The organism is Pseudomonas sp. GW821-FHT01A09 (assembly GCF_058986725.1).
In genome coordinates, this window is the sequence record NZ_JBYSWB010000001.1 from 151,881 (window position 1) to 164,181 (window position 12,301).

Below are 12,301 nucleotides of genomic sequence, written 5' to 3' on the forward strand. Positions count from 1 at the left end.
GGGCTTGCCCCCGAAAAATGTGTCAGCGACAAAATATGCCGCAGCTGAGATTTTCGGGGGCAAGCCCCCCCGCTACCTGTCTGTGCAATTCATCTGCATTGGGTCGGGTTTGGGCGTTATCATTGCCCTTTTTGCGCAACCAGTGAGCTCTAGCATGCAAGCCGAAAGCGGTACGCCCCGCCTGATCCTGTTGTTGGCCGCGCTCGCGGCTTTCGTGCCGCTGTCCATCGATACCTACCTGCCCAGCCTGCCGGACATCGCCCGTGAATTGGGCAGCTCTGCCGCGCTGGTGCAGATGACCATCGGCGTCTTTCTCGGCGGGCTGTGCCTGGGCATGCTGGCCTATGGGCCGCTGTCGGACCGCTATGGCCGCCGGCCGCTGTTGCTGGGCGGTATCGCGCTGTATGTGCTCGCCAGTCTGGGGTGCATGCTGGCGCAGAGTGTCGAGCAGTTGCTGATCAGTCGTTTCGTCCAGGCGCTGGGCGGCGCCGCCGCTCTGGTGCTGGCGCGGGCGGTGGTGCGTGATCTGTTCCCGTTGGCACAGGCCGCGCGGGTATTGTCGTTGATGCAATTGATCACCATGGTCGCCACCTTGATAGCGCCCATGACCGGCACCTGGCTGGTGTTGATCGATGGCTGGCGCAGCATCTTTCTGGTGCTGTTGCTGCTGGCCTCGATCTGCTGGGTGTCCGCCTGGGTCCTGCTCGAGGAAAGCCATGCGCCGGAGCAGCGCAGCCATAGCGTCAGCGCCGCGTTCGCCGGTTATCTGAGCGTCCTTGGGCATCGCCAGGCGATGTCGTTCATTCTCTGCATGGGCTTTTCCTCCGGCGGAATTTTCGCCTTCGTCACTGCGTCGCCGTTCGTGTTCATCGAGCATTTCGGTTTCACGCCGCGCGCGTTTGCCTGGGTCTTCGCGCTCAATATTCTGGGGATCATCCTGGCCTCGGTGATCAACGCACGCAAAGTCAACCAGGTCGGACCGCTGGCGATGCTCAAGGTCGGCGCCTGGCTCGCCGCGCTGGCGGGGCTGACGCTGACCGCCGCTGGCCTGCTGGGGTGGGCGGTACCGGGGGTGATCGTCGTGTGTGTGGTGCTGTACATGACCACCGCCGGCCTGATCGGCGCCAATTGCACGGCCAGCCTGATGGCGCTGTTTCAGCGCCAGGCCGGTGCCGCGGTCGGCCTCGCCGTAGCGGTGCAGTTCGCCAGTGGCATGGCCTTCAGCTGGATGGTCAGCGCGTTCGCCGACGGCTCGCCGGTGCCGTTGTGCGTGGCCCTGGGCATCGGCGGCGCGGGGTGCCTGCTGGGTTTCTGGGGTATCAGCGAGGAACAGGCCGAGGGCGAACCAGCGGGGCAGTGACTGCTGATCCGGCTTTTCCAGCGCCATCTGCCCCTGTTCAAGCCGGGGTCAACGGCGTAGAAATACGAATCTTCGTAGCGGCTTTCCACGAGAATTCGTATGACCGACGATGACTACCTCAGTGGCTGGGCCGACCTGGCCTATGCCTCGCGGCACATGGTGTTCGAACACTGCAGTGAAGCCATCGCGCTGCTCGACCCCTACGGCGATCGCCTGGGGGATCTCAACATCGCCGCGTGCCAGTTGCTAGGCTACCCGCGGCACGAACTGCTCGCGCTACCGGTCAGCAAACTGTTCGGCCATCAACTGGCCGACCTGATCGTGTTCAGCCAGGCGGTGCTGGAAAAAGGCCGCGGCTGGACCGATGGGCTCAGTTGCAACTGCAAGAGCGGCGAGCGCATCGAGCTCGAAATCAGCGCCACCACCCTGAGCATCAAAGGCCAACTGCAGATCATCCTGGTGCTGCACGAGCGCAGCGAAAAACAGTACCAGCGTGACCAGGCCGACACCGAACGCACCATGCGCGGCGGTCTGCTGGAGTGGCGCAATATCCTCAACCTGTTCCAGGAGTCGGAGCGCGACAACCAGTTGCTGCTCAGCGCGGTCGGCGACGGCATCTACAGTATCGACAACCAGGGGCTGGCGACCTTCGTCAACCCGGCCGGCGCGCGCATGCTGGGTTGGCAGCCCAAGGACATGATCGGCAAGAACATCCACCGCATTCATCACCACAGCCATGCCGACGGCTCGCATTATCCGGTCGAGGACTGCCCGATCTATCGCGCGGTGCACGATGGCGTAGTGCACGAGGGGCGCCAGGAAGTGTTCTGGCGCCGCGACGGCACATCGTTCCCGGTGGAATTCACCAGCACCCCGGTGATCGCCGACAGTCGCATCGTCGGTGCGGTGGTGGTGTTCCGCGACATCACCGAGCGGCGTACCACCGAGTTGCAACTGCAAACGGCGCTGGACGAACTCAAGGACCTGAAAAAACGCCTGGAGGAGCAGAACGCCTACCTGCAGGAAGAGATCCACATCGAACACAACTACCGCGAGATCGTCGGCCAGAGCGAGCCTATCCTCAAGATCATCAAGCAGATCGACGTGGTCGCGCCCACCGATGCCAGCGTGCTGATCCATGGCGAGTCGGGCACCGGCAAGGAGCTGATCGCCCGCGCCATTCACCAGGCCAGCAAGCGCAGCGGCCATCCGCTGATTCGGGTCAATTGCGCGGCGATTCCTGCGGAGCTGTTCGAGAGCGAGTTCTTCGGCCATATCCGTGGCGCCTTTACCGGCGCGGTGCGGGACCGGATAGGGCGCTTCGAGCTGGCCGATGGCGGCACCCTGTTTCTCGACGAGATCGGCGAGATCCCGCTGGACCTGCAAAGCAAGTTGCTGCGGGTATTGCAGGAAGGGCAGTTCGAGCGCGTCGGTGAGGAGCGTACGCGCAAGGTCGATGTGCGTATCGTTGCCGCCACCAATCGCAACCTGCGCCATGAGGTGGAGGCCAAGCGCTTTCGCGAAGACCTGTACTTTCGCCTCAATGTCTTCCCGCTGCAGTCCCCGGCGTTGCGCGAGCGGCCCATGGATATCGCACCCCTGGCCCTGCATTTTCTCCAGCAGATCGGCGGACGCCTGAACCTGACGGGGCGACGTTTGCTGCAGTCCGATCTGGAGCGCCTGCAGGGCTATCCCTGGCCGGGCAATATTCGCGAGTTGCAGAACGTCATCGAGCGGGCGTTGATTACCTCCCAGGGCCGCGACTTGAAAATCGATTTGCCCGAGGTCACCACTCAGCCGGGCGTCGGTGTGGCGGTCAGCGCGACACCGGGCATTCTCACCGACGAGCAGATTCGCCAGCTCGAGCGCGACAACACCCTGGCGGCGCTCGCCCAATGCAACGGCAAGCTGTTCGGCAAGGGCGGCGCGGCGCAGATGCTCGGGCTCAAGCCCACGACCCTGGCGTCACGCCTGAAACGCCTGAATATCGAGGCGTGACACCACCCCAACCCTGTAGCGAGGGGGCTTGCCCCCGACAGCGTTCGCCCAGACGCACGTGTATTGATGGGACCATCCTATCGGGGGCAAGCCCCCTCGCTACAGGGTAGGGCATGATCGCCACGCCATTTGGCGGCTGGCGGGTTCAATCGGGTGACAGATCGGGTATAAATAAAATTTCATGCGTGGCGCTCGCCTGGTGACTGAGCCGATGCATTCCAACCCATGGCCGCTCTTGAACCGAGCAAGGATTGTGCATGCTGCGAAGTTTTGCCCGTACCTCGTGCGGGCTGCACGGCGCTCGATGCGTCGCGCTGCTGGCGACCTTGCTGGGGCTGTGCGCCTGCGCCAGCAAACCCGCCCCTTACCCCTTCGCCAACCAGCCCATCGGCACGGCCGAAGAGGTCTATGCCGGAACCCTGGCACCGGACATCGCCATCAACACCTACCGCAATATCGACCGGTTGTTCCCCAGCCGCGTGATCAAGGCAGGGCGTCATCCGCTGGACTTGCCCCGGGCCGAAACACCCCTGACCGATATCAAGTTCACCTACCAGGGGCGTGCCTACGACCTGGCCGAGTTCCTCACGCTCGACAGCATCACCGGCCTGCTGGTGATCCGTGACGGCGAAATCGTCCACGAGAGCTACCAGCGCGGCAACACGGCGCAGACGCGGTGGATGTCGATGTCGGTGGCCAAGTCGGTGACCTCGACCCTGGCCGGCATCGCCATCCAGGAAGGGCGCATCAAGGGCCTGGATGCCCAGGTGGTGGATTATCTGCCGCAGCTCAAGGGCACCGCCTACGACGGCGTCAGCGTGCGCAACCTGTTGATGATGGCTTCAGGCGCGAAATGGAACGAGACCGCCACCGACCCCAACTCCGATCGCCGCGCCTTGTTGCGCTTGCAGATGGCCCAGCAGCCCGGCGCGGCGCTGGTACTGATGAGTCACCTGCAACGCGCCAACCCGCCCGGCACGGTGTTCAACTACAACACCGGGGAGGCCCAGGTGCTGGGTGCGCTGGTGCGTGCGGCGGTCGGCAAGCCGCTGTCGCAGTACCTGGCGGAAAAAGTCTGGCAGCCGTATGGCATGGAGGCCGACGCCACCTGGTGGCTGGATTCCCCCGAAGGCACGGAAATAGGCGGCAGCGGTATCGCCGCGACTTTGCGTGACTACGGCCGTTTCGGGCAGTTCTTCATGAACAACGGCGTGGTCGACGGTCGCTCGATTCTGCCGCCCCATTGGATCGAGGACGCCACCACCAGCAAGACCCTGGGCAATGGCAAGGAGGCCGGCTACGGCTACATGTGGTGGTCGGCGTCGACCAAAGGCTCTTTGCAGGACCACGCCTATGCGGCGGTCGGCCTGCTGGGCCAGAACATCTACATCGATCCGGTGCAGAAAGTAGTGATCGTCACCTTCGGCGCCCAGCCCAAGCCGCTGAACAAGGACGCCATCAACCCCATGGTGTTCTTCGATGCGGTGGTCGATACCCTGCGCAAGCAGGACGCGGTCGGCCCGGTGGTCACAGCTGGGCGTTCTCGGCGGTGATGGTCGTCAGCGCCACCTTGATACGGTGGCGCTGCGCTTCGAAGGGCCAGCCATTCTGCGGACTCATCAGCACCTTCGCCTCGACCGATAGATCGGATCGGGGGCAAGCCCCCTCGCTACAGTGGTCAATCCGGCAGCGCATAGGCGATCACGTAGTCGCCCCGATCCGGCGAACCGCGGCCGCCGCCTGCCGTGATCACCACGTACTGTTTACCCGTGGTCGGGTCGCGATAGCTGATCGGGGTGCCTTGGCTGCCGACCGGCAGGCGGCCTTTCCATAGCTCGATACCCTTGGCGGAATCGAAGGCGTGCAGGTAGTGATCCTGGGTCGCGGCGATGAACAGCAGCCCGCCCTGGGTGGCGAGGGTGCCCCCCAGCGTCGGCATGCCGATCTGTATCGGCAAGTGCATCTTGATCCCCAGGGGGCCGGTGTCCTGCACGGTACCGATCGGCGCCTGCCAGGCGATCTGGCGAGTGTTCAAGTCGATGGCGGTAAGGGTGCCGAACGGCGGCTTCTGACAGGGGATGCCCAGCGGCGAGAGAAACCGGCGCTTGATGCTGATCGCATAGGGTGTGCCCTGCAGCGCCCGGGGCGGCTTCTTGCCTTCTACCTTTGGCCCTTGCGGCACCAGTTGGACTTCGAGACCCACACGCATGTCGTTGACGAACAGATACTGGCGGGTCGGGTCGATACTCAAACCGCCCCAATTCATGCCGCCCAAGGAGCCGGGCAAGTTCAGCGTGGTCTCGGTGCCGGGCGGAGTGAACAGGCCGTCGTAGCGCAATGACTTGAATGCAATGCGGCACATCAACTGGTCGAAAGGGGTGATGCCCCACATGTCCGCCTCCCCAAGGCGCTGGGTGCCGATCTGCGGCATGCCCAGCGAAATCGGTTGAGTCGGCGAATAGGTTTCGCCAGGGATGTCACCGGCGGGCACCGGTTGCTCTTCGACCTGGGTCAGGGGCCTGCCGGTCAGGCGATCGAGCACGAAGAGTTGCCCGGCCTTGGTCCCGAACACTAGCGCGGGCGTGCTGCGGCCATCGGCCTGGGGCAGGTCGATGAGGCTCGGCGGCATGGGCACATCGAAGTCCCAGAGGTCGTCGTGGACGGTCTGAAAGTGCCATTTTTCCAGCCCCGTGGTGGCGTCCAGCGCCAGCAGCGAGGCGCCGAACCGACGGTCGAGCGGATGGTGCTGCACGCCGTAGAAGTCGATGGCCGCGCTGCCCACGGGCAGGTAGACGGTATTGGAGGCGGGGTCGTAGGACATTGGCGCCCACACGTTGGGCGTCGAGCGGCTGTAGGTCTGGCCGGGCGCGGGCAGCAGACGGGTCTGCGGATTGCCCGGGTCGAAGGCCCAGCGCAGGGCGCCGGTCATCACGTCGTAGCCGCGGATCACTCCGCCGGGCATGTCGGTGCTGGCGTTGTCGGCGACTCGACCGCCGACCACCAGGGTGGTGCCCGCCAGGGTCGGGGCCGAGGTCAGCGAGTACTGGTTGCTCTCCACCCCCTGGCCGATGCCCGGTTTCAGATCGACCCGGCCGTCGACGCCGAAGTCCGGGCAGAACTGCCCGGTGTGGGCGTCCAGGGCGATCAGTTCGGCCTCGATGGTGTTGAGCACGATACGCTGGCGGCACAGCGTGCCCACCGGCGGCTGCGGCAAAGGCACAGCGCTGGCGGCGGCGACGCTGGGTTGCGTCACGGCTTGGTCGACGTCGAAATAGTCCAGCCCGCGGCAGCGCATCCAGGTTTTCTGCTGGGCGTTGATCTGCGTCTTCCACAGCTGTTTGCCGGTGCTGGCCTGCAAGGCGATAACGTTGTTGTGCGGGGTGCAGATGAACAGTTGCTGGCCGACCTGCAGGGGCGTGGTTTCGTCTTCGGCGCCGTTGCCGGTGGGGCTGATGGGGATGTCACCGGTGTGGTAGGTCCAGGCCACTTGCAGGCGTTGGACGTTGTCGCTGTTGATCTGATCGAGGGCGACGAAGCGCGAGGCTCCCGGCGTGTTGCCGTAGTGCTGCCAGTTGGTTTGTTCCTGGCCGGGCGTGACGGGCAGGCGCGGTGCGAGCTGGGCGGCGGCCCGCACCTCGGCATGGGGGAAAAACATCGACCCCGCGGCGCCCAGCGAGGCCAGTATCAGCACGATGGCGCTGGCATAGGCCGAGGTTTTCAACGCTGAGCGACCCTCGGCGCGCCTGAGTGGCGGCAGGGTCAAGGCGACGGCTGCCATCAACAGGGTCAGCAGTTGCAGGCGCGACATCAATGGCCAGAACGCCATGCCGGCATCCATGAATGCCCAGCACACCGAGCCGATATAGGCGAGGGCAAAGAGGGTCACCCCCGAGGTGCGCGCCCGTGCCAGTTGCACGGCGGACAGCAGCAGCGCCACGCCGCAGACGAGGAAGTAGGCACTGCCGTGCAATCTGAGCAGGCGGTAACCGAACCCCGTCAGGAACAGCCCGGCGGCGCCGATGATCAGGCTCAGCAGCAGGAGCCACAGTCGTGTCGGCAACGACAGCGGCGCTTTGGAAATTGGCATGGGCAGGGGATTCGGTCGAATGAGAGGACGTAGTCATCATCGACCTTGGTCAGCGGCCTGGGTTCCGCGCCCTGAATCAGCCAGCCGGACGAAAGCGCAGCACCCGCGTGCCGTCTTCAGGGTCGACCAGATAGTGCGCGTGTACGCCGAACGTCCGCAGCAGCAACTCGGGCACCAGCACCTCTTCAGGCGCGCCGAGGGCAATCAAGCGGCCTTTGTCGAGCACCGCCACCCGGTCACAGGTGAGGGCCTGGTTGAGATCGTGCAGGGCGATCACCGTGGTCACCGGCAAGCGCTGCACCAATCCGAGAATCGACAGCTGATGCTGAATGTCCAGGTGGTTGGTGGGCTCGTCCAGCAGCAGGATCTGCGGTTGCTGGGCCATGGCGCGGCCGATCTGCGCCCGTTGCCGTTCGCCGCCGGACAGGCTGTGCCAGCGGCGTTTGCGCAGGTGGCCGAGGTCCACGGCCTGGAGGGCCTGTTCGACATGGCGATCGTCGTCCGCCGACCACGGCGCCAGCGCGCTGAGCCATGGCGTGCGGCCCAGTTCCACGGCATCGCGGACGCTGATGGCATCGAGTGTGTCGCTGTGCTGCTCGACCACGGCAATGCGCTGGGCGATGTCGCGGCGCAGGTAATCGGACAACGCCTGACCAAACAGGCGCACCTCGCCGGCGGAGGGCGCAAGTACCCCACACAGCAACTTGATCAGGGTCGACTTGCCCGAGCCGTTGGGGCCGACCAGCGCCAGGGATTCACCGGCGTGCACGTGCAGGTCGACGCCCTCGAGGATGGTCGTGCCCTGATGGCGCCAGCTCAGTTGCGAACAGGTCAGGACCGGAGGGGTTTCCAGGCTCATGGGCGTCTGGCCTTGATCAGGATCAGTGCGAAGGCCGGCGCGCCGACCAGTGCGGTAATCACGCCGATGGGCAGCACCTGGCCGCTGATCAGGGTGCGCGAGATGACATCGGCGGCAATCAGGAATACCGCACCGGCCAAAGCGCTGGCCGGCAGCAAGCGGGCATGGCGCAGGCCCACCAGCAAGCGCATGGCGTGAGGGATGACCAGGCCGACGAAGCCGATGGAGCCGACCAGCGATACCAGCACGGCAGTCATCAATGCAGTACTGCCGATCAGTATGTATTGCACCCGCCGCACCGCGACGCCCAGGGCCGCCGCCGAGTCGCTGCCGAAGGTAAAGGCGTCCAGCGCGCGCCGGTGCCACAGGCAGGTCAGCAGGCCCAGCAGCACCACCGGCACCGCGAGGGTCACTGCCGGCCAGCGCACACCGCTGAGGTTGCCCAGCAGCCAGAACATGATGCCGCGGGCCTGTTCGGCATTGGCCGACTTGGTGATCACAAAGGCGGTGAGGGCGTTGAACAGCTGCGAACCGGCGATCCCCGCGAGGATGATCTGCCCGCGGGCACCAGCGGCCGACCCCGCGCGCGCCAGCAACACCACCAGCACGAAGGCCAGCACCGCGCCGCTGAAGGCGCCCATCGACAACGAGATGGCGCCGCCACCGATGCCAATCAATGCCACCAGCACCGCGCCGGTCGAGGCGCCCGCCGATATACCTAGCAGGTACGGCTCGGCCAGGGCGTTGCGCAACAGTGCTTGCAGGACCACGCCGCAGGTCGCCAGGCCGGCGCCGCAGGCAGCTGCTACCAGGGCGCGGGGCAGACGGTAGTTCCAGATGATGCCTTGGTCGATCGCATCCAGCGGATAGTTGCCCAGGCCCAGCTGGTTGGCCAGGGTCTGCAGGACCACACCGGGCGCCAGCGGCGTTTCACCGATGGCCACGCCCGCCAGCAGGGCCAGCGCCAGCAGCGGCAACACCCAGCTCAGGCGCAGCAGCAACTGGCGCGCGGCGATGGCCAATGTCCGGGTCATTTCGGCAGCTTGAAGTGATCGATGGCGTCGGCAAGGCCGTCGATGCCATCGAACATGCGCACCGTGGCTTCCATCGACTGGGCGTCGAGGATCACGATGCGGCCGTGCTTGACCGCGTCCATATTGCGCGCCACGGGATCGTTCTTGAGGAATTCCAGCTTCTTCAGGTAGTCATCGGCCGGAAAGCGCCGCCGATCCATCCGTGCGATGACCAGCACGGTGGGATTGGCCTTGGCAATGCTTTCCCAGCCGACGGTGGGCCATTCTTCGTCCGACTGCACCACGTTGTGCAGCCCCAGGGTGCTGGCCATGAAGTCCGGCACGCCTTTGCGTCCGGCCATGTAGGGGTCGCTGGCCAGGTCCGGGCTGGAGAACCAGAACGCCACGGTGGCGTTATTCAGCTGTTTGGCCGCGACCTTGGCCTGAGCCTTTGCCAGCCGCGCCGCCAGTTCGGCATTGAGTGCGGTGCCACGCTCACTGACGTCGAAAATCGTCGCCAGCTGGTCGATGGTCTTGTACAGGCTGTCGACGCTGAACGGGCGCAGGCGTGTGCCGTCGGCGCCGACCCGGTTGTCCTTGCCTTCGCAATCGGTGGGCATCACGTAGGCGGGGATGTGCAGGTCGTTGAACTGCTCGCGAGTGGCGACGGCGCCCTGAGGCCCGACCGACCATTCGAACTGCACCGCCACCAGGTCCGGGCGCTTGTTGATCACCGCCTCGAAGCTCGGTTGGTTGTCGGCTAGGCGCGGGACCTTGGCGTCGAGGCTCTGGTACGCCGGCAGCACTGGGTTGAACCACAGCGAGGTCCCAACCACGCGCTCGCCCAGCCCGAGGGCATAGAGGATCTCGGTGGTGGACTGGCCGATGGTCACCGCTTTGCTCGGCGCCTGGGCGAAGGTCAGCGCGGTGCCGCAGTTGTCCACGGTGAGTGGATAGTGGGTCGGTGCGGCCAATGCCGGGCCGCATGTGATCAAGCTGAACAGCAGGCCGTTCAGCAGAAGGGCAGGACGAATCAATGACATGAAAATCTACTCGCTACGAACTCCGGACACCCCGCCGGTGGGTACTCGATATTGCCGCCGGCAGGTCTCCTGACTGGCGTGTCATGGCTGCATTCAGGCCTTCCCGGAGTGAACCAGTGGCGCAGATCAGAATGCGGCTCGACGCCTACAGTTGCGGGGGCAGTTCCGTTTCACGGCGGTGGGCACGTGACGGATTCCCTATTGATCCTGTGAAGGAACCGGCGGGCGACATGGTACGTGATTGTTTTTCGGGGTGGAAATGCTGTTGCCGCCATGCTGCGGTGCGGGGTGATGATGCAGGCTCGCAGCGAAACATCCGGACAGCAAAAAGCCCCTCGCAAGGGGCTTCTCGCTGCATATCGCCAATCAGCGTTGCGCATGCGCCAGTTCGGCGGCGTAGGCGCTTTCGGCGACCTTGCCGGTCTCCACTGGCCAGGCGTGCTGGTCGAGGTCCAGATCCTGGAACTGGGCGGCGTCGAACACGGGCTGTTTGATCCCGGCGCGGCGCTGATCATCGTAGTCGCGCATCACCCGCAGGCCGACCTTGAACAGCAGGGCCAGCGCGGTCAGGTTGACGAACGCCAGGCCGGTCATGGTGATGTCGGCGAAGGCGAACACAGTGGACAGGTCCTGGGTCGAGCCCCAGACGATCAACACCATTACCAGCGCGCGGTAGCCCAGCAGCACGAAGCGATTGCGGCTGAGGAACTGCAGGCTGTTTTCGCCCAGGTAGTAGTTGTAGAGGATGCAGGTGAACACGAACAGCGACAGCGCAATGCTGACGAAGGTACGGCCCCAGTCACCGACTACCGCAGCCAGGGAGTTCTGGGTCAGGGCAATGCCGTCGCCTTCGAAGCCCGGGGTGTAGAAGCCCGACAGCAGAATCAGCAAGGCGGTGCAGGTGCAGATCACGAAGGTGTCGAGGAACACGCTGAACGCCTGCACCACGCCTTGGGCGGCAGGGTGGCGCACGGAAGCGACGGCGGCGACGTTAGGGGCGCTGCCCAGGCCGGCTTCGTTGGCGAACACGCCGCGCTTGACGCCCATGACGATGGCGCTGCCGAGCAGACCGGCGAAGGCGGGGTCGAGGCCGAAGGCGCTCTTGACGATGGTTTCGAGCATGGCCGGGACGTGGCCGATCTGGGTGAAGATCACGTACAGGGTCACGCCGATGTAGGCCAGGGTCTTGATCGGCACCAGCAGGTCGGAAACCGAAGCGATGCGCTTGATGCCGCCCAGGAACACCACGCCCAGCAACACGGCGAGGATGATGCCGGTGTAGTGCGGGTCGTAGCCGAAAGCGTTCTGCAGCGAGTGGGTCACGGTGAACGACTGCAGGCCCATGAAGGCGAAGCCGTAGGTGACCAGCAGCAGGATCGAGAACACTACGGCCATCCAGCGCAGCTTCAGACCATGCTGGATGTAGTAGGCCGGGCCACCGCGGTACATGCCTTCGCCTTCGCTGCGCTTGTAGACCTGGGCCAGGGTGCACTCGAAAAAGCTGCTCGCCATGCCCACCAGGGCCGTGACCCACATCCAGAACACCGCGCCCGGGCCGCCCAGGGTCACGGCAATGCCGACGCCGGCGATGTTACCGGCGCCCACGCGGCCGGCGAGGCTCAGCATCAGGGCCTGAAAGGAGCTCAACTGACCGCCCTGGCCACGAATCGATTCCTTGAACACACTGAACATGTGAACGAAATGGCGGAATTGCACGAAACGCGAGCGCAGGGTGAAGTAGCTCCCCAGACCGACGATCAGCACGATAAGGACTTTCCCGGACAGAAAATCATTGAGCGTTTCAAGCATGTTAGGTGCTCCCTCTTGTTGTTTTGACCTGTAAAGACAAGCGCAACGGACGCGTCACCGCGAAAGGGGGGCATGATTGGCCGATACATACTCTGTGACAATTTCGCGGGTTGCTCCGATTTGGTGCGAGTT

The 12,301-nt window shown here is 64.7% G+C and carries 8 protein-coding genes and 1 riboswitch; of the genes, 3 read left to right on the forward strand and 5 right to left on the reverse strand.

Features of this window, described 5'->3' with window-relative positions; translation table 11 throughout:
• Positions 1-154 precede the first annotated feature (154 nt).
• From AC3WJP_RS00625 to AC3WJP_RS00635, 3 genes are all read left to right on the forward strand, one after another.
• Positions 155-1,360, forward strand: a complete 1,206-nt coding sequence (locus AC3WJP_RS00625; RefSeq protein WP_493719299.1) for a multidrug effflux MFS transporter — start codon at positions 155-157, stop codon at positions 1,358-1,360.
• 99 nt (positions 1,361-1,459) lie between these two features.
• Positions 1,460-3,358 (forward strand): sigma 54-interacting transcriptional regulator, encoded by a 1,899-nt coding sequence (locus AC3WJP_RS00630; RefSeq protein WP_493719300.1) that lies wholly within the window; start codon positions 1,460-1,462, stop codon positions 3,356-3,358.
• A gap of 257 nt (positions 3,359-3,615) precedes the next feature.
• Positions 3,616-4,911, forward strand: a complete 1,296-nt coding sequence (locus AC3WJP_RS00635; protein ID WP_493719301.1) for a serine hydrolase domain-containing protein — start codon at positions 3,616-3,618, stop codon at positions 4,909-4,911.
• 125 nt (positions 4,912-5,036) lie between these two features.
• Here AC3WJP_RS00635 and AC3WJP_RS00640 read toward each other — a convergent pair whose 3' ends face one another.
• From AC3WJP_RS00640 to AC3WJP_RS00660, 5 genes are all read right to left on the reverse strand, one after another.
• A complete protein-coding gene (locus AC3WJP_RS00640; RefSeq protein WP_493719302.1) occupies positions 5,037-7,445 on the reverse strand; it encodes a membrane-bound PQQ-dependent dehydrogenase, glucose/quinate/shikimate family in 2,409 nt (802 codons plus the stop codon).
• A gap of 76 nt (positions 7,446-7,521) precedes the next feature.
• Positions 7,522-8,304: an ABC transporter ATP-binding protein gene (locus AC3WJP_RS00645; protein WP_493719303.1), complete on the reverse strand. Its 783-nt coding sequence runs from the start codon at positions 8,302-8,304 to the stop codon at positions 7,522-7,524.
• Positions 8,301-9,338, reverse strand: a complete 1,038-nt coding sequence (locus AC3WJP_RS00650; RefSeq protein ID WP_493719304.1) for a FecCD family ABC transporter permease — start codon at positions 9,336-9,338, stop codon at positions 8,301-8,303. The genes AC3WJP_RS00645 and AC3WJP_RS00650 overlap by 4 nt, the downstream gene beginning before the upstream one ends.
• A complete protein-coding gene (locus AC3WJP_RS00655; protein WP_493719305.1) occupies positions 9,335-10,360 on the reverse strand; it encodes an ABC transporter substrate-binding protein in 1,026 nt (341 codons plus the stop codon). Before AC3WJP_RS00655 ends, AC3WJP_RS00650 begins: the two co-directional genes overlap by 4 nt.
• A 42-nt stretch (positions 10,361-10,402) precedes the next feature.
• Positions 10,403-10,598, reverse strand: a riboswitch (cobalamin riboswitch).
• Between the two features lie 128 nt (positions 10,599-10,726).
• Positions 10,727-12,169 (reverse strand): alanine/glycine:cation symporter family protein, encoded by a 1,443-nt coding sequence (locus tag AC3WJP_RS00660; RefSeq protein ID WP_493719306.1) that lies wholly within the window; start codon positions 12,167-12,169, stop codon positions 10,727-10,729.
• Positions 12,170-12,301: the final 132 nt, after the last annotated feature.